Below are 22,626 nucleotides of genomic sequence, written 5' to 3'. Positions count from 1 at the left end.
CGTAGGAACGACATACGAGCCGACCCCTGTGACAGGTCTGTGACAGTCGGCGGACACGTCCATGAAGTGACCCCGGCAAGCTTTTCGGCACGGGCAAGGAAGCAGGACCGAGCAAGACAGAACACGGGCAAGTCCACGACGGGGGGCGCGAGATGAACACGCTGCACGGCATCAGCACCAGCGCAGTGATCACGCGTCTGCACGACGTGAACACGCACCGGGGTTCCGAGAAGTCCGGTGCCGTGAGCGGGCGGGGGTGCGCTCGCGGCACCGGGCGTCAGCACACCGCGCATGCACAGCCGGGGCTTCAGCCCTACATGACGGTGGTTGACGGTTTCACGGGGGAAACACACGGGGGAGCCGCGTACAGGGAGGAATCGGGGGAGCGTTGCGCGCCGACGGAGACGGCGGATGCCGAAGCGGCATTCACCGCCTACGTCCAGGAACGCCGCGCCTCCCTGTACGCCACCGCCTACCACCTCACCGGTGACCGCTTCGAGGCCGAGGACCTGCTGCAGAGCGCGCTGTTCTCGACGTACAAGGCGTGGGACCGGATCAGTGACAAGGCGGCGGTCGGCGGATACCTCCGCCGCACCATGACCAACCTGCACATCAGCGCGTGGCGCCGCCGCAAGCTGAACGAGTACCCGACCGAGGAACTGCCGGAGACGGCCGGCGACACGGACGCGATGCGCGGCACCGAGCTGCGCGCGGTCCTGTGGCAGGCGCTGGCCCGGCTGCCCGAGCTCCAGCGCACCATGCTGGTCCTCCGCTACTACGAGGGCCGCACGGACCCGGAGATCGCGGAGATCCTCGACATCAGTGTCGGCACGGTGAAGTCCAGCATCTGGCGGTCGCTCCGCAGGCTGCGGGAGGACGAGGTCCTCAGCTTCGGCCGTGACGAGCAGCACGCCTTCGGGGAGCTTGTCGCCTGACGGCGGGGGCGCGGGGGAGCGCCCACCGGGGGGAGCACGGGGGAAAGCGGGGTCCGGGGGGACCACGGGGGAGTGGTACGGAAGCGGGGCTGGAGGGCCGGGGGGTCCGTCCGGTCCCGCTTTCGCGTGTGTGCGCGGCGTCCGGGTCAGGCGGCCGTGCGCAGCGTCGTGGACCGTCCCGCCGCCGCGGCCGCCAGCCGTCCCATCGCCTCGTCCTTGTCGCAGGCGTGGGCGCCGAGCGCGGTCTGCCGGGCCACGATGGAACGCTCGGCACGCATCAGGCGCCAGCCGCGGCGCAGCAGGAACGGCACCGACTTGCGGCCCTCCTTCAGATCGCGCACGAAGCGGCGGCGGAAGGTGCGCAGCGGGCCGCGGCTCAGGCACAGCGCGTCGGCCAGCACCCCGAGTTCGCGGCAGCGCCGGACGATCTCGGCGGCGAAGACGCCCTCGGCGATGAACAGCGGGGTCCGGCCGATGTCGACGGTGTTCTCGCCGGTGCGGGCGCTGAGCGAGATGTCGTAGACCGGGACCTCGGTGCGCCCCGTGCGGCACAGTCGCTCGATCGCGGCGACGGCGGCGGCGGCGTCCCAGGACTCCGGGTGGTCCCAGTCGATGTCCGAGCTCCCCGGCACCTGCGGCAGCGTGGGGTCGGCGCCCTCCTTGTAGAAGTCGTCGAGCCGCAGCACCGGCAGGCCGGAACGGGCGGAGACGAGGGACTTGCCGGAGCCGGAGGGCCCGCACAGCAGCACGACCCGGGTGGGTATCGGTGGATGGGAGCTCACGGGACACCAGTCTGATGCATCCGACCACTCCTGAACGACCCCGCGGGTCGGCTTTGAAGCGCGTGTCACACCTCAACTACTCTTCGTGTCGATTCGCTTACTCTATGCAGCAGAAGGTGGCACCAGTCATGGCCCGACACGTCTCCGCCCGGCAGTCGAACGCCCGGCGTGTTCTGATCGCACTCGCGACCGCGGGTGCGGCCCTGGGGGCGGGTGCGACCACCTCCGCCGCCGCCGAGCCGCAGCCCGTCGCGCTCGGCGAGTTCGCCCCGCGGACGGCCGTGCGGACGCTGACCGACCAGGTGCCGCACGTCACCGGCACCGTGGCCGGCGTCAAGCCCAACCCGCTCGCCGGCACCAACGCCGACCCGCTCGACAACGGAGTCGACACCCAGGTGGGGGACTTCAAGGCGGTCAAGACCCGGGACCTGACCCGTCCGGTGACGCAGGCCCCGTCGGTCGGGGAGATGCCGGTGGTCGGGCAGGTGACGGGATCGGCGCAGCAGGGCTGAAGCGCGTACGGCAGAGGGCCGCGTCTCCCCCGGACGGAGGGGAGGCGCGGCCCTCTGGTCTGCGGTGGCGGTCAGTAGGAGGAGCCGGAGGCCCCCAGCGCACCCGTGGGGTGCCAGACCGTCTTCGTCTCCAGGAACGCCGTCATGCGGTCGGTGCCCGGAGTCGCCGCGTAATCCACAGGCTGTGGACGGAGTACGCGCTTGAGGTTGTCCGCCGCCGCGATCTCCAGTTCCTTCGCCAGCGAGTCGTCGGCGCCCGCGAGGTCGATCGCGTTGACGTCCTGGTGGGCGGCGAGCGGGAGGGCGATCTCCGCCGTGCGGCCGGAGAGGACGTTCACCACGCCGCCGGGTACGTCGGAGGTGGCCAGCACCTCGGCCAGGGACAGCGCCGGGAGAGGGGACTTCTCGGCGGCGATCACGATCGCCGTGTTGCCGGTCGCGATCACCGGGGCGGTCACCGAGACCAGGCCCAGGAACGAGGAGTCCTGCGGGGCGAGGACCGCCACCACACCCGTCGGCTCGGGGGTGGAGAGGTTGAAGTACGGGCCCGCGACCGGGTTTCCGCCCCCGACCACCTGGGCGATCTTGTCCGTCCAGCCCGCGTACCAGACCCAGCGGTCGATCGCCGCGTCCACCTGTGCCGCGGCCTTGGACTTCGACAGGCCCTCGGCGTCGGCCACCTCGCGCACGAACTGGTCGCGGCGGCCCTCCAGCATCTCGGCGACCCGGTAGAGCACCTGACCGCGGTTGTAGGCGGTGGCGCCGGACCAGCCTCCGAAGGCCTTGCGGGCGGCGACGACCGCGTCACGGGCGTCCTTGCGGGAGGAGAGGGGCGCGTTGGCCAGCCACTTGCCCTTGGAGTCCGTCACCTCGTACACCCGGCCGCTCTCGGAACGCGGGAACTTGCCCCCCACGTACAGCTTGTAGGTCTTGAAGACGGAGAGTCGCTCGTCAAACTTCTCGGACTTATCGGACATCGAGGTACGCCTCCAGGCCGTGGCGGCCGCCCTCGCGGCCGAAGCCCGACTCCTTGTAGCCGCCGAACGGCGAGGTCGGATCGAACTTGTTGAACGTGTTGGACCAGACGACGCCCGCGCGCAGCTTGTTCGCGACCGCCAGGATGCGGGAGCCCTTTTCCGTCCAGATGCCGGCGGACAGGCCGTACTGCGTGTTGTTGGCCTTGGCGACGGCCTCGTCCGGGGTGCGGAAGGTGAGGACCGACAGGACCGGGCCGAAGATCTCGTCGCGGGCGATGGTGTGCGCCTGGGTGACGTTCGTGAAGAGGGTCGGGGCGAACCAGTAGCCGGAGGAGGGCAGTTCGCAGGCGGGGGACCAGCGCTCGGCGCCCTCGGCCTCACCCGTCTCGGCGAGCGCGGTGATACGGGCGAGCTGCTCGGCGGAGTTGATCGCGCCGATGTCGGTGTTCTTGTCGAGCGGATCACCGAGGCGGAGGGTGGAGAGCCTGCGCTTGAGGGAGTCCAGCAGCTCGTCCTGGATCGACTCCTGCACCAGCAGGCGGCTGCCCGCGCAGCAGACCTGGCCCTGGTTGAAGAAGATGCCCGTGACGATGCCCTCGACGGCCTGGTCGATCGGGGCGTCGTCGAAGACGATGTTGGCGCCCTTGCCGCCCAGCTCCAGGGTGAGCTTCTTGCGGGTGCCCGCGACCGTGCGGGCGATCTCCTTGCCGACGGCCGTGGAGCCGGTGAAGGCGACCTTGGCGACGTCCGGGTGGGCGACGAGCGCGGCGCCCGCGTCACCGTAGCCGGGAAGGATGTTGACGACGCCCCTGGGCAGGCCCGCCTGGCGGCAGACGTCCGCGAAGAAGAGGGCCGACAGGGGGGTCGTCTCGGCCGGCTTCAGGACCACGGTGTTGCCGGTGGCCAGCGCCGGAGCGATCTTCCACGCCAGCATCAGCAGCGGGAAGTTCCAGGGGATGACCTGGCCGGCGACGCCCAGCGGCCTCGGGTCCGGGCCGTACCCGGCGTGGTCGAGCTTGTCGGCCCAGCCCGCGTAGTAGAAGAAGTGCGCGGCGACCAGGGGCAGGTCGGCGTCGCGGGTCTCCCGGATCGGCTTTCCGTTGTCCAGGGTCTCCAGCACGGCGAGCTCACGGCTGCGCTCCTGGATGATCCGCGCGATGCGGAACAGGTACTTCGCGCGCTCGGCGCCGGGCAGCGCCGACCACTTCTCGAAGGCCTTGCGGGCGGCCTTCACCGCGCGGTCGACGTCCTCGGAGCCGGCCTGCGCGACCTCGGAGAGGACCTCCTCGGTGGAGGGCGAGACCGTCTTGAAGACCTTGCCGTCGGCGGCCTCCACGAACTCACCGTCGATGAACAGGCCGTAGGACGGCGCGATGTCGACGATCGAGCGGGACTCGGGGGCCGGGGCGTAGGCGAATGCGGATGTCTGCATGTCCGTGTTCATGGGGTCTCAGTCCACCGTGACGTAGTCGGGGCCGGAGTAGCGGCCGGTGGCCAGCTTCTGACGCTGCATCAACAGATCGTTCAGGAGCGAGGAAGCACCGAAGCGGAACCAGTGGTTGTCCAGCCAGTCCGAGCCGGCGGTCTCGTTGACCAGGACCAGGAACTTGACGGCGTCCTTGGAGGTGCGGATGCCGCCGGCCGGCTTCACACCGACCTGCACCCCGGTCTGCGCGCGGAAGTCGCGCACCGCCTCCAGCATGAGGAGGGTGTTCGCCGGGGTCGCGTTCACCGCCACCTTGCCGGTCGACGTCTTGATGAAGTCCGCCCCGGCCAGCATGCCGAGCCAGCTCGCCCGCCGGATGTTGTCGTACGTCGACAGCTCGCCGGTCTCGAAGATGACCTTGAGGCGGGCCGCCCCGCAGGCCTCCTTCACGGCGACGATCTCCTCGTACACCTTCATGAAGTTCCCCGAGAGGAACGCGCCGCGGTCGATGACCATGTCGATCTCGTCGGCGCCGGCCGCGACCGCCTCGCGCACGTCCGCCAGCTTGACGGCGATCGGGGCGCGGCCCGCCGGGAAGGCGGTGGCGACGGAGGCGACCTTCACCGACGATCCGGCGACGGCCTCCTTCGCGGCGGCCACCATGTCGGGGTAGACGCAGACCGCGGCCGTCGACGGGGTCGAGCGGTCGGTCGGGTCGGGACGGACCGCCTTGGCGCCGAGGGCCCGGACCTTGCCGGGGGTGTCCGCGCCTTCCAGCGTCGTCAGGTCGACCATCGAGATGGCGAGGTCGATGGCGTACGCCTTGGCGGTGGTCTTGATGGAACGGGTGCCGAGCGAGGCGGCACGCGCCTCCAGGCCGACCGCGTCGACGCCGGGCAGCCCGTGGAGGAACCGACGCAGCGTGCTCTCGGAGGCCGCCACGTCCGTGAGGGTGTGTGCAGAGGTGGGCATGGTCACCAGACGAGCATATCTACGCGCGTAGCGGCTGTACACCCCCCGGACCCTCACGCGTGGGGCGGGCGAGGGGAATCACCCCGCGGTTCGGGGGCAGGGCGGTGTCGCGGCTTTTGCGGACCCGTGCTGCGCGGGTGCTGCGGATCGGGGCCGGAGCGGCTGTGCGCGGGCCGCGCCGGGTGGCACCGCGTGGGGACCTTTCGGAGACGTCGGGCAGAATCGGCTCCATGACCACCCCGGACCACCAGTCACCAGCACCGCAGCCTTCGGGCCCCACCACCAAGGACCGGATCTACCGCTCACCCATGGGGCTCGTCGCCGGCGTCCTGCTGCTCGCCCTCGCCGGCTGGATCAGCATCGACGCCATGGTGAACAGCGAGGGCAGTACGCCCTGGCAGGCGCTCGCCACCCTGCTCGTCGTGGCGCCGCTGGTCGTCGCCTTCACGATCCGGCCCGCGGTCTTCTCGGGCGAGGACCGGCTGCGGGTGCGCAACCCGTTCCGGGTCGTCGAGCTGCCCTGGGGCGAGGTCGCCTCGCTGCGCTCCGGCTACACCAACGAGGTCGTCGCCAAGTCCGGCACGAAGTACCAGCTGTGGGCCGTGCCCGTCTCGCTGCGCGGCCGCAAGCGGGCGGCGCGCAAGACCGCCCGGTGGGAGGCGGAGCAGAGCGGCAGGGTCAGCCGGCCCAAGGGGATGGGGGGCCTCGGCGGTTTCGGGGGCGGCTCCGGGACGGACGGGCCCGTCCGGGCGGAGAGCGACCAGATCATCCACGACCTCCGGCTGACGCTGGAGGCCCGGGAGAAGGCGAGCACGGCGCAGGGCGAGGTGACGGTCCGCTGGGCGTACGAGGTGGTGGTGCCGGTGATCGCCGGGGCGGTGCTGCTGGCCGTGCTGCTGGCGGTGGGCTAGTGCCGCGTCAGGCAACGTTCGCCCCGTCGCGACGCCCGGCACGCTCCCCCACTGCCTGAAAGGCGTGGGAGGTGCCCCCACCCGCCGCACCGGCCGAGAGCCCGAGTACGTCCAGTACGAGGACTCACGGCCGGCACGCCGAGAGCACGCACCGGACGCCGCTCCTCGACCGGCGAACCTTGCCTGACGCGGCACTGGCGAGCCGCACGCCGGCTCCGGCCGCCCGCGAACCGCGGCACTCCGACCCGAGCCGCCCCGCGGAACCGCGGGACGTTCCCCTTCGGGATCGTCCCGCGGCGCGGAATCGTCGCCGAGCCCCCGGCAGGGCCCGCCCCGGCTCACGTTCCGGGGCCTGCCGTCAGATGCCGGCCGCCGCGGACAGGTCGCTCTTGAGGGACGTCAGCAGGGTCGACGCGCGGGCGTGGGCCGCGGGGAGGTCGGCGTGGGCGGCGACCGGGATCACGACCTCCAGGTAGCACTTCAGCTTCGGCTCCGTGCCGCTCGGCCGGACGACGACCCGTGCGCCGTCCAGCGTGTAGCGCAGGCCGTCCGTGGGCGGCAGCCGGTCGCTGCCCTCGGTGAGGTCGTCGGCGCGGGTGACGGGCAGACCGGCGAGCCGCGCCGGGGGCCGCTCGCGCAGCCGCCGCATCGCGTCGGCGATGACCGACAGGTCCTCGACCCGGACCGACAGCTGGTCGGTGGCGTGCAGGCCGTGCTCGACGGCCAGGTCGTCGAGCAGGTCGAGGAGGGTGCGGCCCTCCTCCTTGAGCCGTGAGGCCAGCTCAGTGACCAGCAGGGCGGCGGTGATGCCGTCCTTGTCGCGCACGCCGTCGGGGTCCACGCAGTAGCCGAGGGCCTCCTCGTAGCCGTAGCGCAGGCCGTCGACCCGGGCGATCCACTTGAAACCGGTGAGGGTCTCCTCGTACGGCAGGCCCGCCTTCTCGGCGATCCGGCCGAGGAGGGAGGAGGAGACGATCGACTCCGCGAACGTGCCGCGCGCCCCGCGGTCCACCAGGTGCGCGGCGAGCAGCGCGCCGACCTCGTCGCCGCGCAGCATGCGCCAGTCGTCGCCGACCGGGACGGCCACGGCGCAGCGGTCGGCGTCCGGGTCGTTCGCGATGACCAGGTCCGGATTCGTCTCACGGGCCTTCGCGAAGGCCAGGTCCATCGCGCCGGGCTCCTCCGGGTTGGGGAAGGCGACGGTCGGGAACCGCGGGTCCGGATCGGCCTGTTCGGCGACCAGGGCCGGCGCGGGGAAGCCCGCGCGGGCGAAGGCGGCGAGGAGGACGTCGCGGCCGACACCGTGCATCGCCGTGTAGACCGTCCGGGCCGTGCGTGGGGAGCCGGGGGCCAGTACGGCGTCCGTGCGGGCCAGGTAGGCGTCCAGGACGCCGTCGTCGAGGGTCTGCCAGCCGTCCGCGGGGCGGGGCACGTCGTCCAGGGACCGTACGGCGTCGATCTCGGCGGCGATCTCCGCGTCGGCGGGCGGGACGATCTGGGAGCCGTCGCCGAGGTACACCTTGTAGCCGTTGTCGCGCGGCGGGTTGTGGCTGGCGGTGACCTCGACCCCGGCGACCGCGCCGAGGTGCCGGATCGCGAACGCCAGCACGGGCGTCGGCAGGGGCCGCGGGAGGACGGCCGCGCGCAGTCCGGCGCCGGTCATCACGGCGGCGGTGTCGCGGGCGAACTCCTCCGACTTGAACCGGGCGTCGTACCCGATGACGACCAGGCCGCTGCCGCCGTCCTGCCGGGCGTGCCCCTGCTTGCGCAGGTGGGCGGCGAGGCCGGCGGCGGCGCGGATGACCACGGAGCGGTTCATCCGCATCGGCCCGGCGCCCAGCTCGCCCCGCAGACCCGCCGTGCCGAACTGGAGCGTGCCGCCGAAGCGCTCGGCCAGCTCGGTGACGTCCCCGGCGTCGATCAGCCCGGCGAGTTCCGCGCGGGTCTCCGGGTCGGGGTCCTCGGCCAGCCACGCCCTTGCCCGTGCGAGGAGATCGTCGTGCACGTCGGGTCAACCCTCTCGTCGTGTTCCTGCGGTGTGCTCCGGAGCGGCCCCGGCGGCCTACAGGCGGTCCAGCACCTGTCCGAGCAGGGCGCCCATGCGCGCCGCGGAGTCCCGGCCGGCCTGGAGCACCTCCTCGTGGTTGAGCGGCTCGCCGGTCATGCCGGCCGCCAGGTTGGTGACCAGGGAGATGCCCAGCACCTCGGCGCCGGCCTCGCGGGCGGCGATCGCCTCCAGCACGGTCGACATGCCCACCAGGTCCGCGCCGATCACACGGGCCATGCGGATCTCGGCCGGCGTCTCGTAGTGCGGGCCGGGGAACTGCGCGTAGACGCCCTCTTCCAGGGTCGCGTCGATCTCCTTGCACAGGGCGCGCAGCCGCGGCGAGTACAGGTCGGTGAGGTCGACGAAGTTCGCGCCGACGATCGGGGACGTCGCCGTCAGGTTGATGTGGTCGCTGATCAGCACGGGCTGGCCGGGACGCATACCCTCCCGAAGACCGCCGCAGCCGTTGGTGAGCACGACGGTCTTGCAGCCGGCGGCCACCGCGGTGCGCACGCCGTGCGCGACGGCGGCCACCCCGCGGCCCTCGTAGTAGTGGGTACGGCCGAGGAAGACCAGGGCGCGCTTGTCACCCATCCGGTACGAACGGACCTTGCCGCCGTGGCCCGCGACGGCGGGCGGCGGGAACCCGGGCAACTCGGTGACCTGGAACTCGGCGTCGGCATCGCCCAGCGCGTCCACGGCCGGGGCCCAGCCGGAGCCCATCACGAGGGCGACGTCGTGGGACTCGGCGCCGGTCAGTTCGCGCAGGCGAGCGGCCGCCGCGTCGGCGGCGGCGTACGGGTCGCCCTGGATGTCGTCCGGAAGAAGAGATGCGTTCACGCGGATGAGGGTAGCCGGTCCCGGCCTACGCGCGTAGATGACAGAGCTCACGGGATTGCGATCGTTGTCTTGTCGTTTCCGACGACCCTCGCGCGCCACGGTGGGCCCCGGGGCTCAGCAGGGCCGCTTGCGCAGTTCCATGACGTAGTCGTGGGGTGCTCCCGCGGACTCCGCGGCGTCCGCGATCTCGCCCAGGTAGCGGGCCGAGGGCAGTCCGCCCTCGTAGCCGTTGAGGACGTACGTCCAGGCCGGTTCCTCGCCGTCCAGCGTGTGCGCGCGGATCCGGAACCGGCGGTAGGCGTCGAGTCCGGCCGCCCCGACCGAGCGGTCGAGCGTGTCCTCGTCCATCGGCGCGACTTCGTAGAGGGCCACGAACACCTGGGAGCCGGGCGACTCGACCACCGTCGCCAGGGCTCCGTCCCACCCGATGTGCTCACCGCCGAACGTCAGCCGCCAGCCGGTCAGCCACCCGGTGGCCCGCAGCGGGGAGTGCGGGACGCGACGCGACATCAGCCGCGCGTCGAGGTGGCCGGCGTACGCGGCGTAGAGCGACATGGACCGAGCGTACGGCAGTCGGCTCGCTTGTCACTTCCGTCTCCGGGGTACCTGTGATAGCCCGGTCGAACCCCGGGGCGGTGGCACGTTGAGGGGTGCGGGACAATGGAGTACGTGACTCGGATCGTGATCATCGGTGGCGGACCCGGCGGCTATGAAGCGGCGCTGGTGGCCGCGCAGCTCGGCGCGGAGGTGACCGTCGTCGACTGCGACGGTCTGGGCGGAGCGTCGGTACTGACCGACTGCGTGCCGTCGAAGACGCTCATCGCCACGGCCGAGGTGATGACAACCTTCGACTCCTCCTACGAGGAGCTGGGGATCATCGTCGAGGACGACACCCCGCCGCAGGAGCAGGCCGCCCGCATCATCGGCGTCGACCTCGGCAAGGTGAACCGACGCGTCAAGCGCCTCGCGCTCGCCCAGTCCCACGACATCACCGCCTCCGTCACCCGGGCCGGCGCCCGGGTGATGCGCGGCCGCGGCCGGCTGGAGGGCATGCAGGCCCTCGACGGCTCCCGCAAGGTCGTCGTCACCGCCGCCGACGGCACCGAGGAGACGCTCACCGCCGACGCGGTGCTGATCGCCACCGGCGGCCACCCGCGCGAGCTGCCCGACGCCCAGCCCGACGGCGAGCGCATCCTGAACTGGACCCAGGTCTACGACCTCACCGAGCTCCCCGAGGAGCTCATCGTGGTCGGCTCCGGTGTCACCGGCGCCGAGTTCGCCGGCGCCTACCAGGCGCTCGGTTCCAAGGTCACCCTCGTCTCCTCCCGCGACCGCGTGCTGCCCGGCGAGGACCCGGACGCCGCCGCCGTGCTGGAGGACGTCTTCCGGCGCCGTGGCATGAACGTGATGGCCCGCTCCCGTGCCGCCTCCGCCAAGCGGGTCGGCGACCGGGTGGAGGTCACCCTCTCCGACGGCCGGGTCATCACCGGCTCGCACTGCCTGATGGCCGTCGGCGCGGTCCCCAACTCCGCGGGCATGGGTCTGGAGGAGGCGGGCGTCAAGCTGCGCGACTCCGGTCACATCTGGACCGACAAGGTGTCCAGGACGACCGCCCCGGGTGTGTACGCGGCCGGTGACGTGACCGGTGTCTTCGCCCTCGCGTCCGTCGCCGCCATGCAGGGACGCATCGCCGTCTACCACTTCCTCGGCGACGCGGTGGCCCCCCTCGACCTCAAGACGGTCTCCTCCAACGTCTTCACCGACCCGGAGATCGCCACGGTCGGCTACACGCAGGCCGACGTGGACGGCGGCGTCATCGAGGCGCGGGTCGTGAAGCTGCCCCTCCTGCGCAACCCGCGCGCCAAGATGCAGGGCATCCGGGACGGCTTCGTGAAGATGTTCTGCCGGCCGGGCACCGGCATCGTGGTCGGCGGTGTGGTCGTCGCACCGCGCGCCTCGGAGCTGATCCATCCCATCTCGATCGCCGTCGACAACAATCTGACGGTCGAACAGATCGCGAACGCGTTCACCGTGTACCCCTCCCTTTCGGGGTCGATCGCCGAGGTGGCGCGGCAGCTGTACACCCGCAAGGCGACCGGCGAAGTCTGACGGCCGAAACCGACTCCCCGCTGGTCACGGGGAGTTGCCGCCCATGCGGGCGGCATAGGCGGGGAGAGTAGGTTCCTATACCACTTCCCGCTGCTGTGTGCGAACAACTTCTGTTATTCGGCGCAAACTGCTGAAAGCAGACGGTCGTTGGGGTTACTGTCAGTTTCGTGTTCGCTGCAGAACGTCGCCAGTTGATCCTCGAAATGGTGCGAGCGAACGGGGCCGTGTCGCTCCGTGAGCTCGCCCGCGTCGTCCAGACCTCCGAAGTGACCGTACGGCGGGACGTGCGCGCACTGGAGGCAGAAGGACTCCTAGACCGCCGGCACGGCGGTGCGGTACTGCCGGGCGGATTCACGCGGGAGTCCGGCTTTCCGCAGAAGTCACATCTCGCGACCGCCGAGAAGACGGCCATCGCCGATCTCGCCGCGGGCTTCGTCGAAGAGGGCGAGGCCATCGTGGTCGGGGCGGGGACGACCACGCAGGAGCTGGCCCGCCGGCTCGCCCGGGTCCCCGGCCTGACCGTCGTCACCAACTCCCTCCTGGTGGCCCAGGCGCTCGCCCACGCCAACCGGGTGGAGGTCGTGATGACCGGCGGGACCCTCCGCGGTTCCAACTACGCCCTGGTCGGCTCCGGCGCCGAGCAGTCCCTCCAGGGGCTGCGGGTGTCCCGGGCCTTCCTGTCCGGAAGCGGTCTGACCGCCGAGCGCGGACTGTCCACGTCCAACATGCTCTCGGCCTCCGTCGACCGCGCACTCGTCCAGGCCGCCGCGGAGGTGGTGGTCCTCGCGGACCACACCAAGCTCGGCACCGACACGATGTTCCAGACGGTCCCGACCGATCTGATCACCCGGCTGGTGACGGACGAGCCCCCGCCGCACGACGACCGTGCGGCCACCGAGTTGCAGGCGCTGGCCGACCAGGGCGTGCAGATCGCGGTGGCGGGGACCGGCGCCCCGGGAAACGGAAACGTGGGGGGTGATGCCGGCCCGGCGCGTCAGCAGCGCCGGGACGTACCGCTCCCGGGGCCGCGCCGCGGCCAGGTCCCCGGCGGCCCCACCCTCCGTACGGCTGCGGTCCTGGGCGACCAGCCGCCGGGAACGGAACGGGCCCGGGTGGCGGACCTCCGCCGACGGTGAATCCGGTTCGTTCGGGTGACGGGATTCCGCCGGTGGTGCATCGGGCCCGCGTGGTGGGCCTCCGCCAACGGTGAATCCGGTTCGGGTGGCGGCTTCCGCCGACGGTGGGATCAGCTCAGGTCATGGGCCTCCGCCGACGGTGGGATCAGCTCGGGCATGGGGCCTCTGCCGACGGTGAGCCGCGGGGTCATGGAGTCGGCTCGCGTCGCACGCCGTGTCTTCGCGGCGTTGGGCCGTCCGGATGGCGGTGCGTCGGCCGGTGGACCGTCTGCCGTGGCGCGACGCCGGCCCGCCGGAACCTCCGCGACGACGCTCGGCCGTCAGGGTGACGCGGCGTCGGCATGACGGGTCATCGGGACGGCACGGCCCCGGGACGACCTGGCGTCGGGTGGAGTCACCGGACGGCTGGAGTGTCCCCGTTCGCCGGGGGCGGCACCGGTGTCCGGGCGGACGTGACGGCCGGACGGCCGACCCGGGGACACAACGCCGCGGCGGCCCGCCCGGCGAGGGAGACCCTCGCCGAACGCGCCGCCGCGTCCGTCTCCTCGACCGCTGTGCGGTCGGGGCCGTCAGTCCTTGATCTCGCAGATGAGGGCGCCGGAGGTGATGGAGGCGCCGACGTCGGCGGTGAGGCCCTTGATGGTGCCGGACCTGTGGGCGTTGAGGGGCTGTTCCATCTTCATGGCTTCCAGGACGACGACGAGGTCGCCTTCCTGGACCTGCTGGCCTTCTTCGACGGCGACCTTGACGATGGTGCCCTGCATGGGTGAGGCGAGGGTGTCGCCGGAGGCCGCGGGGCCGGACTTCTTCGCGGCGCGTCGTTTGGGTTTGGCGCCGGCGGCCAGGCCGGTCCGGGCCAGGGACATGCCCAGCGAGACGGGCAGGGAGACCTCCAGGCGCTTGCCGCCGACCTCGACGACGACGGTCTCACGGCCGGCTTCCTCGTCGGTGTCGGTGTCGGCCGGCGACGCGAAGGGCTTGATGTCGTTGACGAACTCGGTCTCGATCCAGCGGGTGTGGACCGTGAAGGGATCGTCCGATCCGGACAGCTCGGGAGCGAAGGCGGGATCGGTGACCACGGCGCGGTGGAAGGGGATCGCGGTGGCCATGCCCTCGACCTGGAACTCCGCGAGCGCCCGGGAGGCGCGCTGGAGTGCTTCGGCGCGGGTGCGGCCGGTCACGATCAGTTTGGCGAGCAGGGAGTCCCAGGCCGGGCCGATCACGCTGCCGGACTCGACTCCTGCGTCCAGGCGGACTCCGGGGCCGGTGGGCGGGGTGAAGGCGGTGACGGTGCCGGGGGCGGGCAGGAAGTTGCGGCCGGGGTCCTCGCCGTTGATGCGGAACTCGAAGGAGTGTCCGCGCAGCGGCGGGTCGTCGTAGCCGAGTTCCTCGCCGTCGGCGATCCGGAACATCTCACGGACCAGGTCGATCCCGGCGACTTCCTCGGTGACCGGGTGCTCGACCTGGAGGCGGGTGTTGACCTCGAGGAAGGAGATGGTGCCGTCGGTGCCGACGAGGAACTCCACGGTGCCGGCACCGACGTAGCCGGCCTCCTTCAGGATCGCCTTCGAGGCCCGGTACAGCTCCTGGACCTGCGCCGGCGACAGGAACGGCGCGGGGGCTTCCTCGACCAGTTTCTGGTGGCGGCGCTGCAGCGAGCAGTCACGCGTGGAGACCACCACGACGTTGCCGTGGCGGTCGGCCAGGCACTGGGTCTCCACGTGCCGGGGCTTGTCGAGGTACCGCTCGACGAAGCACTCGCCCCGGCCGAACGCGGCCACCGCCTCACGTACCGCCGACTCGTACAGCTCCGGCACTTCCTCCAGCGTGCGGGCCACCTTCAGACCGCGCCCGCCACCACCGAACGCCGCCTTGATCGCGATCGGCAGACCGTGCTCCTCGGCGAACGCCACCACCTCGGGCGCACCCGAGACCGGATCCGGCGTCCCCGCCACCAGCGGCGCCCCGGCCCGCTGCGCGATGTGCCGGGCGGCGACCTTGTCCCCCAGATCCCGGATCGCCTGCGGCGGCGGACCGATCCACACCAGCCCCGCGTCCAGCACCGCCTGCGCGAACTCCGCGTTCTCCGACAAGAAGCCGTACCCCGGATGGACCGCGTCCGCACCCGACTCCCGCGCCGCCCGCAACACCTTCTCGAAATCGAGGTAGCTGCTCGCCGGGGTGTCACCGCCCAGAGCGAACGCCTCATCCGCGGCGCGGACATGCAGAGCGTCCCGGTCCGGGTCGGCGTAGACGGCCACGCTCGCGATGCCGGCATCCCGGCACGCCCGGGCCACGCGGACAGCGATTTCGCCACGATTGGCGATGAGCACCTTGCGCACGATGAGGCTCCCTCCTTGAAACAAGCCGAGTTTAGGGACTGCCGACACGGCACTTCGACCCGTCCCCAGTGGTGAGCTTGCCCACACGGAGCGTGATGCGAGGCTCGCTCGACCCGCGAAATCCCATGTCGCACGGTGCTACGCAGGATTCCTCCGGAAAACCCTAGCCCTCCGATGTGGTCAAGGTCTCTGTGAGAGCGTGCTGCGCCCCACCCGGTTTCTTTGTCGAGTCCCTACGAATGGCCCAATGCATCTTTGCCTTCCGCAGAACCCTTGTCCCCGGGTTTACCCGTTAGTAGCGTTCACGACGGCTCGAACGTACTTGGGGTAACAGCAGTGCCGGCCGGACGAGGCCGGACGGCTCGGCGGCTCGGGAAGTGGGTGGGGACCGGTGGTGCGCAGGCCGGTGGCTTGGATCGTGGCGGTCGTGCTCTTCGCGGAGGCGCTCGGCGTGGCCGCGCTGAACTGGTTCCTGGGGGTCGTGGTGGACCGTCAGGACATGTCCCTGGCCGGGCTGGACCCGGACGTGATGTCCGTGTCCTCGAAGGCCGGCGGGGTCGTCTTCGGCCTCTACTTCGCCCTGTGCGGCCTGGTGGCCCTGCTCGTCGCCCTGCGCGACCGGGCTCCCGCCGGGTTCGGACGGGTCCTGCTGATCAGCGCCGCCGTCGTGCACGGCCTGCTGGGCGCGTTCACCTGGGGGCTGGTGGGCTGGACCGCGTTCCTCCTCATGGTGGTGGTGCTCGGCCTGATCGTGCTGCTGCTGATGACCTACGACGGCCGGGCGGAGCCGGCCGACGCGGTACCGGCGGGCGGCAAGGGGGACGGCGGCTCCCCGGTCAGCCCTCCGCCGGCGCCCACAGCTCCGTGATCCCGACCCCCAGATCGGCCAGCAGGCGGCGCACCAGCGGCAGGCTGATGCCGATCACGTTGCCGTGGTCGCCGTCGATGCCGTCGATGAACGGGGCCGAGCGGCCGTCCAGGGTGAACGCGCCGGCGACGTAGAGCGGCTCACCGGAGGCGACGTAGGCGGCGATCTCCGCGTCGGTGGGCTCACCGAAACGGACGACCGTGGAGGCGGTGGCGGAGGCGTACCGCCCGCTCAGCGTGTCGTAGATGCAGTGGCCGGTCTGGAGCGTGCCGGCCCGTCCGCGCATCGCCTTCCAGCGCGCGACGGCCTCCTCGGCGTCGGCGGGCTTGCCCAGCGCCTGGCCGTCCAGGTCGAGCACGGAGTCGCAGCCGATCACCAGGGCGCCCTTGACCTCGGGCCGGGCGGCCACCACCGAGGCCTTCGCCTCGGCCAGGGCTAGCGCCAGCTCCGCGGGGGTGGGCGCGGTGACCGCGTCCTCGTCCACGCCGCTGACGATCACCTCGGGGTCGAGTCCGGCCTGGCGCAGCAGTCCGAGCCGGGCGGGGGACTGGGAGGCGAGGACGAGTCGGCGGCGCGGCTGATCGGTCATGCGATCAGGGTACGGGCCGGGCCGGCCCCCGCAGAACGGCCGGGTTCGCGGGTGGTCAGCCCAGCCCGATCACGATCATCGTGAGCACCATGGCCAGCGCCACGAGAACACCGAGCCGCCGCAACATCTTCTGCGTCTCGCGCAGTTCCTCGGGCGGCTCGTTCTCCGGGTCGGACCACAGCATGCCTTCGATCGTCGGGCGGTGACGTCGGGCGGCGCCTGAGTACGCGTACTCAACTTCTGCGAACGGGCCGCGGACGCCGCCAGGACAGACACGGCCCGATCACCGGCCCAGGCCCTGGGGCCTGTCGTCAAATTCCCGCCTGCCCCGCGACGCCCGGCACCCACTCTCGCCGCACCGGGCGAAAGCCCGAGTACGTCCAGTACGAGGACTTCCGCCCGGCACGCCGAGAGCACGCACCGGACGCCGCGGGGCCGCCCTTCGGGCAACGACAGGAATGTGACGACAGGCCCTAGCCCGGCCAGTAGGTGCGCGCCCAGGACGCCGGGCCCGGCTGGGGCAGGTGCTGGGCGGCGACGCGCGACGGGTCCGACCAGGCGTCCCGCGGGCCGGTGGCGCCGGGCGGCACGGCGGACGCCGCCGCGGCGCGGGCTCTGACCACCGCCAGGGCGGCGGCGAGCTCCTCGGGGGTGGGGTTGCCCCGTACGACTTTGATGGTCATGGGTGGCTCCGGGGTCACAGGGGGATGTTGCCGTGTTTCTTGGGGGGCAGGGTGGCGCGTTTGGTGCGGAGTTGGCGTAGGCCGCGGACGATGTGGCGGCGGGTGTCGGAGGGCATGATGACGGCGTCGACGTAGCCGCGTTCGGCGGCGATGTAGGGGTTGAGGAGGGTGTCTTCGTATTCGGTGATGAGGCGGGTGCGGGTGGTGTCGGGGTCGTCGGCGTCGGTGATGGTGCGGCGGTGGAGGATGTTGACGGCGCCCTGGGCGCCCATGACGGCGATCTGGGCGGTGGGCCAGGCGAGGTTGAGGTCGGCGCCGAGGTGTTTGGAGCCCATGACGTCGTAGGCGCCGCCGAAGGCTTTGCGGGTGATGACGGTGATCAGGGGGACGGTGGCTTCGGCGTAGGCGTAGATGAGTTTGGCGCCGCGGCGGATGATGCCGTCGTGTTCCTGGCCGACGCCGGGCAGGAAGCCGGGGACGTCGACGAAGGTCAGGACGGGGACGTTGAAGGCGTCGCAGGTGCGGACGAAGCGTGCGGCTTTTTCGCTGGCGGTGATGTCGAGGCAGCCGGCGAACTGCATGGGCTGGTTGGCGACGATGCCGACGGGGCGGCCTTCGACGCGGCCGAAGCCGGTGAGGATGTTGGGGGCGAACAGGGGCTGGGTCTCGAAGAATTCGGTGTCGTCCAGGATGTGTTCGATCACCGTGTGCATGTCGTAGGGCTGGTTGGCGCTGTCGGGGACGAGGGTGTCGAGTGCGTGGTCCTCGTCGGTGGGGGTGAGGTCGGCTTCCTCGGGGAAGGCGGGGGGTTCGGTGAGGTTGTTGGACGGCAGGTAGGACAGGAGCTGTTTGACGTATTCGATGGCGTCCTTCTCGTCGCCGGCCATGTGGTGGGCGACGCCGGAGGTGGTGTTGTGGGTGCGGGCGCCGCCGAGTTCTTCGAAGCCGACGTCTTCGCCGGTGACGGTCTTGATGACGTCGGGGCCGGTGATGAACATGTGGGAGGTCTGGTCGACCATGACGGTGAAGTCGGTGATGGCGGGGGAGTAGACGGCTCCGCCGGCGCAGGGTCCGACGACGAGGCTGATCTGGGGGATGACGCCGGAGGCGTGGGTGTTGCGGCGGAAGATCTCGCCGTAGGCGCCGAGGGAGGCGACGCCTTCCTGGATGCGGGCGCCGCCGGAGTCGTTGATGCCGATGACGGGGCAGCCGGTCTTGAGGGCGAAGTCCATGACTTTGACGATCTTCTGGCCGTAGACCTCGCCGAGGGCGCCGCCGAAGACGGTGAAGTCCTGGGAGAAGACGGCGACGGGGCGGCCGTCGACGGTGCCGTAGCCGGTGACGACGCCGTCGCCGTAGGGGCGGTTGTGTTCCAGGCCGAAGTTGGTGGAGCGGTGCCGGGCGAACTCGTCGAGTTCGACGAAGGATCCCTCGTCCATCAGGAGATCGATCCGCTCACGGGCCGTCAGTTTGCCCTTGGCGTGCTGTTTGTCGACCGCGCGTTCCGAACCGGCGTGCGTCGCCTCCTGGATGCGGCGCTGAAGGTCCGCGAGCTTGCCCGCGGTCGTATGAATGTCGATCTCTTCCGGCTCGGACATCGGGATGCGGCTCCCTGCCTGCTCAAAAGGGGGGACGGTTACTCATCCGTAGAGTAGTGGGGGGCCTACCGATCGGCAGTGCGGCGTTTACCACACCTAGGGTGGCTTGCATGACGCCGCAAGATGCACAAGAGCCGAATGACAGCAGGTGGTCCGACCTGGACCGGCCGCCCCTCAACGCGACGGCCCTGCGTCGCGCCCTGCTGCGCGGGGACGGCCTGTGGACGGAGCTGGAGGTGGTGCAGCACACCGGCTCCACCAACACCGACCTGGTGGCCCGCGCGGTCGCGGGCACGGCCGACGAGGGCACCGTACTGGTCGCCGAGGAGCAGACCGCGGCCCGCGGCCGGCTCGACCGGCAGTGGACGGCCCCCGCCCGCTCCGGCCTGTTCTTCTCCGTCCTGCTGCGCCCCGCCGAGATCCCGGTCGCCCGCTGGGGCTGGCTGCCCCTGCTCACCGGCGTCGCGGTGGCGACGGCACTGTCCCGGGCGGCGGGCGTCGACACGGCACTCAAGTGGCCCAACGACCTCCTGGTCGGCGTCGGGGGCGAGGAGCGCAAGGCCGGCGGCATCCTGGCGGAGCGGGCCGGCGAGGACGGTGTGGTGATCGGCGTCGGCATCAACGTGACGCTGCGCGAGCCGGAACTGCCGGTGCCGGCCGCGGGTTCGCTGGCGCTGGCCGGGGCGTCGAGCACCGACCGCGATCCCCTGCTCAGGGCCGTGCTGCGCGCGCTGGAGGACTGGTACGGACGGTGGCGGGCCGCAGGGGGCGATCCCATGGTCAGCGGGCTGCAGGAGACGTATGCGGCCGGGTGCGCCACGCTGGGAAGAGAGGTACGCGCCGAACTGCCGGGAGATCGGTCGATCACCGGCGAGGCGGTGGCGATCGACGGGGACGGACGGCTGGTGCTGGCGACGCAGGAGGGAGTGCAGGAGCCGGTGGGAGCGGGGGACATCGTGCACCTGAGGCCGGCCTGAGACCGGACGGCCGGCGCCGGGACCGCACGGTCACGGCCGCCCGCGCCCGGGGACGCGCCCGCCCGCGCAGGCGACGGATCGGGGGTGCAACCTGCCCGCGGGCTGCGCAGACCCGCGAAGAGTGAGCTGGCCCACAGCTGACGTAAAGTTGGGGCCGGTCGATACCTGACCGCGGCAGATCGGAAGGGCAACAGGCGTGAGCGTCGACGACACGGGCTCCGGCACGGACGCGCACGGCCGAGTGGATCCGCCCCGACCCTCGGCTTCGTTCGAGCGGGGGGACGCCCATGACGCCGATTCCGGCGAGGACCCCCTCGCGCTGCGCCTCGAAGCGCTCATCCTCGGCGCCGAACGGCGCTACACCCCCTTCCAGGCGGCCCGCAGCGCCGGTGTCTCCATGGAGCTGGCCTCCCGCTTCTGGCGGGCGATGGGCTTCGCCGACATCGGGCAGGCGAAGGCGCTCACCGAGGCCGACGTGCTGGCGCTGCGCCGACTCGCCGGTCTCGTCGAGGCGGGGCTGCTGAGCGAGGCGATGGCCGTCCAGGTGGCCCGGTCCACCGGGCAGACCACGGCCCGCCTGGCCGAGTGGCAGATCGACTCCTTCCTGGAGGGCCTGACCGAGCCCCCCGAGCCCGGTATGACCCGCACCGAGGTGACGTACCCGATCATCGAGCTGCTCCTGCCCGAGCTGGAGGAGTTCCTCGTCTACGTCTGGCGGCGCCAGCTCGCCGCCTCCGCCGGACGCGTCATCCAGGCCGCCGACGACGAGGAGATGGTGGACCGCCGGCTGGCCGTCGGCTTCGCCGACCTCGTCGGGTTCACGCGGCTGACCCGCCGCCTGGAGGAGGAGGAACTCGGCGAACTCGTCGAGGCCTTCGAGACGACGGCCGCCGACCTGGTCGCCGCGCGCGGCGGACGGCTCGTGAAGACCCTCGGCGACGAGGTGCTGTACGCCGCCGACGACGCGGGCGTCGCCGCGGAGATCGCGCTGCTGCTCGTGGAGACGATGGCGAACGACGACACGATGCCGGAGCTGCGCGTAGGCATAGCCTTCGGCACCGTGACGACCCGTATGGGTGACGTCTTCGGTACGACGGTGAACCTGGCCTCACGGCTGACGTCGATAGCTCCGCGTGACGCCGTCCTGGTCGACAGCGCGTTCGCCGAGGAGCTGATCCGCACGGGGGAGGCGCCCGCCTCCGAGGCGGAGGCCGCGGAGGCCGCCGCCGCCGCGGAGAAGGAGGGCGAGGAGCCGCCGACGTACCGCTTCGCGCTCCAGCCGATGTGGCAGCGCCCGGTCCGCGGCCTCGGAGTGGTCGAACCCTGGCTGCTCACCCGGCGCGAGGGGACCGCCTAGACCGGCGGCAGTCGGGGGCTCGTCTGTTCGGCGGGGGCGGGGGCGGGGTGCCGGGGCGTGCGGTGGGTCTTGGTCCCGGGCCGGTCGTCGGGGCGGCGTGCGGGGTGTTCGGTTCGGGTCAGTCGCCCGATCCGCCCAGGCAGAGGTTGATGATCGGTACGCAGATTCCCGGACGGTCCGATGCCGGGGGTGCCGGGGGCGGCGTGTTCGGCGGGGGCGGCGTGGGCTTGGGCGTGGGGGTCGGTCGCGGAGCGGGGCCCGTGGTCTCCGGAGGCCGGGGTGCGGCCGTGGTGCCGGGAGGCGGAGCGCCGGGGGTATGGAGGGCCGGTGGGAGTGTGCCGGTGGGGACGATGGCCGGGTGGGTCGACGACGTGGTCGCGGACAGGAGCGGGTCCGGGCCCGTACCGGTGGCCGGCGTGATGCCGGCCGTGCCCGGCGGGACGCTCGCCGACGGGCCCGCGTCGGGAACGTGCCGGGCGCTGCCGGGCCGGTCGGTCGCCGGGGACGTTCCGGTCACCCGGTCCGGACCGGGCTCCGCCAGAGCGATGCCGGGCGTGTCGGGCGCGGGCTGCGACACCAGACGTACGAGGCCCAGCGCGCCCGCGGCCAGCGCGAGAGCGCCGACGGCGAACAGGATCTTGCGGGGGCGGGGCCGCCGGTGCCGGCCCCGAGCGCCCCACGGCCACGAACCGGCGAGGGCCGCACCCTCACCTTCGGCACCGGTCCGCTTCTCGCCCCGCGCCTCGGCCGGCTTCTCGGTGTGGGCGTGAGCCTGAGCCTTGAGCGGCTTCTCGGCCGGTTTGGCGGCCTGCTTTTCGATCCGTGTCCCGGCCGGTTTCGCGGCTTGCTTCTCGGGCCGTGCCTTGGCCGATCTGGCGGCCCGTGCCTCGCCCGGTTCGGCGGCCTGTTTCCTGGCCGGTGCCTCGATCGGCTTCGCGGCCTGCTTCTCGGTCTGCTTCTCGGCCGGTGTCTCGGTCCGCCGGGTGGTCTGGTCCGCGGTTCGTTTCCCGGCCCGCTGGACGCCCTTCTCCGGGTTCCGCTCCGCGGTCCGTTCCTCGCCCCGCTCCCCGGTTCGCGCCGCCGTTCGTGCCGCCGTCCGTTCCCCGGTTCGCGCCGCCGTTCGTGCCGCCGTCCGTTCCCCGCCCTGTTTCCGGCCCTGCGTCCGGCCGTGCTTCTCGGCCCGCTGGGCGCCCTGCTGATCGCCCCGTTCCGTGGCCCGCGCGGTGCCTCGTTCCGCGACCCCTTCCCCGGCACGCTCCGCGGTCCGCCGGTCACCCCGCTCCGCGCCGTCCGCGCCCTGCCCCTCGCCCCGCCGCTCCCGCGTGGGCCGGTTCCTCGCCGAGGTGTTCGTCGTGTCGGTCGTCATGGCGATCCCTCCCGATGCCGTCGCGCCCCCGATGCGCCTCGGCGGTGCGCACGCTATGCGCTCCCGTGAACAAGCGGGCGGGAGTCGCGCGGATGTCACTCGAACGGGGTGTCGGGCCGCGGGGCGTCCGCCCTTTCCCCGTGCGCGCGGGGCTGCGATGATCGGGATCGGCGTTGTTAACCCACGTTAACCGGGAGGG

General features: G+C 72.0%; 21 protein-coding genes. 8 read left to right on the top strand and 13 right to left on the bottom strand.

Annotated elements, in window-relative coordinates; translation table 11 throughout:
- Positions 1–152 precede the first annotated feature (152 nt).
- Positions 153–935 carry a SigE family RNA polymerase sigma factor gene (locus DN051_RS15870; protein ID WP_053760128.1) on the top strand — a complete coding sequence of 261 codons (783 nt, stop codon included), beginning with the start codon at positions 153–155 and terminating at the stop codon, positions 933–935.
- Between the two features lie 146 nt (positions 936–1,081).
- On the opposite strand, the gene DN051_RS15865 is transcribed toward DN051_RS15870, so the two are convergent.
- Positions 1,082–1,786 carry a uridine kinase family protein gene (locus DN051_RS15865; protein ID WP_079000373.1) on the bottom strand — a complete coding sequence of 235 codons (705 nt, stop codon included), beginning with the start codon at positions 1,784–1,786 and terminating at the stop codon, positions 1,082–1,084.
- Positions 1,787–1,845: 59 nt separating this feature from the next.
- Here DN051_RS15865 and DN051_RS15860 point away from each other — a divergent pair, with 59 nt between their 5' ends.
- Complete coding sequence (locus DN051_RS15860; protein ID WP_112438943.1) at positions 1,846–2,229, top strand: hypothetical protein; 384 nt, start codon at positions 1,846–1,848, stop codon at positions 2,227–2,229.
- Between the two features lie 71 nt (positions 2,230–2,300).
- Here the strand turns inward: DN051_RS15860 and DN051_RS15855 are convergent, their stop codons facing one another.
- The 3 genes from DN051_RS15855 to deoC are packed head-to-tail and all read right to left on the bottom strand — an operon-like array spanning position 2,301 to position 5,604.
- Positions 2,301–3,206, bottom strand: coding sequence for an aldehyde dehydrogenase family protein (locus tag DN051_RS15855; protein ID WP_053756942.1), 906 nt, complete (start codon positions 3,204–3,206; stop codon positions 2,301–2,303).
- A complete protein-coding gene (locus DN051_RS15850; RefSeq protein WP_107093818.1) occupies positions 3,196–4,638 on the bottom strand; it encodes an aldehyde dehydrogenase family protein in 1,443 nt (480 codons plus the stop codon). The genes DN051_RS15855 and DN051_RS15850 overlap by 11 nt, the downstream gene beginning before the upstream one ends.
- 18 nt (positions 4,639–4,656) lie before the next feature.
- Positions 4,657–5,604, bottom strand: a complete 948-nt coding sequence (deoC, locus tag DN051_RS15845; RefSeq protein WP_112442297.1) for a deoxyribose-phosphate aldolase — start codon at positions 5,602–5,604, stop codon at positions 4,657–4,659.
- Between the two features lie 230 nt (positions 5,605–5,834).
- Between deoC and DN051_RS15840 the strand changes: the two genes are divergently transcribed.
- Positions 5,835–6,515 (top strand): PH domain-containing protein, encoded by a 681-nt coding sequence (locus DN051_RS15840; RefSeq protein ID WP_053756945.1) that lies wholly within the window; start codon positions 5,835–5,837, stop codon positions 6,513–6,515.
- A 358-nt stretch (positions 6,516–6,873) separates the two neighbouring features.
- Here the strand turns inward: DN051_RS15840 and DN051_RS15835 are convergent, their stop codons facing one another.
- The 3 genes from DN051_RS15835 to DN051_RS15825 form a co-directional block, all read right to left on the bottom strand.
- Positions 6,874–8,520 (bottom strand): phospho-sugar mutase, encoded by a 1,647-nt coding sequence (locus tag DN051_RS15835; protein WP_112438942.1) that lies wholly within the window; start codon positions 8,518–8,520, stop codon positions 6,874–6,876.
- Between the two features lie 57 nt (positions 8,521–8,577).
- The gene (locus DN051_RS15830; RefSeq protein WP_053756947.1) at positions 8,578–9,402 is read right to left on the bottom strand and encodes a purine-nucleoside phosphorylase; all 825 of its coding nucleotides are present in this window, start codon (positions 9,400–9,402) and stop codon (positions 8,578–8,580) included.
- Between the two features lie 114 nt (positions 9,403–9,516).
- Positions 9,517–9,957, bottom strand: a complete 441-nt coding sequence (locus tag DN051_RS15825; protein ID WP_053756948.1) for a gamma-glutamylcyclotransferase — start codon at positions 9,955–9,957, stop codon at positions 9,517–9,519.
- A gap of 105 nt (positions 9,958–10,062) precedes the next feature.
- On the opposite strand from DN051_RS15825, the gene DN051_RS15820 reads away from it, so the two are divergent.
- Both DN051_RS15820 and DN051_RS15815 read left to right on the top strand, forming a co-directional pair.
- Complete coding sequence (locus DN051_RS15820; protein ID WP_053756949.1) at positions 10,063–11,511, top strand: NAD(P)H-quinone dehydrogenase; 1,449 nt, start codon at positions 10,063–10,065, stop codon at positions 11,509–11,511.
- Between the two features lie 203 nt (positions 11,512–11,714).
- Positions 11,715–12,647 (top strand): DeoR/GlpR family DNA-binding transcription regulator, encoded by a 933-nt coding sequence (locus tag DN051_RS15815; protein WP_053756950.1) that lies wholly within the window; start codon positions 11,715–11,717, stop codon positions 12,645–12,647.
- A 569-nt stretch (positions 12,648–13,216) separates the two neighbouring features.
- On the opposite strand, the gene DN051_RS15810 is transcribed toward DN051_RS15815, so the two are convergent.
- Entirely contained in the window at positions 13,217–14,989 is a 1,773-nt protein-coding gene (locus DN051_RS15810) for an acetyl/propionyl/methylcrotonyl-CoA carboxylase subunit alpha (RefSeq protein ID WP_112438941.1), read from the bottom strand.
- 391 nt (positions 14,990–15,380) lie between these two features.
- On the opposite strand from DN051_RS15810, the gene DN051_RS15805 reads away from it, so the two are divergent.
- Positions 15,381–15,857, top strand: coding sequence for a hypothetical protein (locus DN051_RS15805; RefSeq protein ID WP_053758327.1), 477 nt, complete (start codon positions 15,381–15,383; stop codon positions 15,855–15,857).
- Here DN051_RS15805 and DN051_RS15800 read toward each other — a convergent pair.
- The 4 genes from DN051_RS15800 to DN051_RS15780 form a co-directional block, all read right to left on the bottom strand.
- The gene (locus tag DN051_RS15800; RefSeq protein WP_053758328.1) at positions 15,826–16,446 is read right to left on the bottom strand and encodes a Maf family protein; all 621 of its coding nucleotides are present in this window, start codon (positions 16,444–16,446) and stop codon (positions 15,826–15,828) included. The genes DN051_RS15805 and DN051_RS15800 overlap by 32 nt on opposite strands.
- A 55-nt stretch (positions 16,447–16,501) precedes the next feature.
- Positions 16,502–16,630 carry a morphogenic membrane protein MmpB gene (gene mmpB / locus DN051_RS47270; protein ID WP_107093892.1) on the bottom strand — a complete coding sequence of 43 codons (129 nt, stop codon included), beginning with the start codon at positions 16,628–16,630 and terminating at the stop codon, positions 16,502–16,504.
- Between the two features lie 289 nt (positions 16,631–16,919).
- Positions 16,920–17,129, bottom strand: coding sequence for an acyl-CoA carboxylase epsilon subunit (locus DN051_RS15785; protein WP_053758329.1), 210 nt, complete (start codon positions 17,127–17,129; stop codon positions 16,920–16,922).
- A 14-nt stretch (positions 17,130–17,143) separates the two neighbouring features.
- Complete coding sequence (locus tag DN051_RS15780; RefSeq protein WP_112438940.1) at positions 17,144–18,727, bottom strand: acyl-CoA carboxylase subunit beta; 1,584 nt, start codon at positions 18,725–18,727, stop codon at positions 17,144–17,146.
- 110 nt (positions 18,728–18,837) lie between these two features.
- Between DN051_RS15780 and DN051_RS15775 the strand changes: the two genes are divergently transcribed.
- Both DN051_RS15775 and DN051_RS15770 read left to right on the top strand, forming a co-directional pair.
- Positions 18,838–19,704 (top strand): biotin--[acetyl-CoA-carboxylase] ligase, encoded by an 867-nt coding sequence (locus tag DN051_RS15775; RefSeq protein WP_053763859.1) that lies wholly within the window; start codon positions 18,838–18,840, stop codon positions 19,702–19,704.
- Positions 19,705–19,900: 196 nt separating this feature from the next.
- Entirely contained in the window at positions 19,901–21,061 is a 1,161-nt protein-coding gene (locus DN051_RS15770) for an adenylate/guanylate cyclase domain-containing protein (protein ID WP_053763858.1), read from the top strand.
- A 118-nt stretch (positions 21,062–21,179) separates the two neighbouring features.
- On the opposite strand, the gene DN051_RS45075 is transcribed toward DN051_RS15770, so the two are convergent.
- The gene (locus DN051_RS45075; RefSeq protein WP_162624942.1) at positions 21,180–22,427 is read right to left on the bottom strand and encodes a hypothetical protein; all 1,248 of its coding nucleotides are present in this window, start codon (positions 22,425–22,427) and stop codon (positions 21,180–21,182) included.
- Between the last annotated feature and the right edge of the window lie 199 nt (positions 22,428–22,626).

It is taken from the genome of Streptomyces cadmiisoli (genome assembly GCF_003261055.1).
Lineage (GTDB): Bacteria > Actinomycetota > Actinomycetes > Streptomycetales > Streptomycetaceae > Streptomyces > Streptomyces cadmiisoli.
Note: the sequence above shows the minus strand (reverse complement) of the source record. Positions and strands in the feature narration are given on the sequence as shown.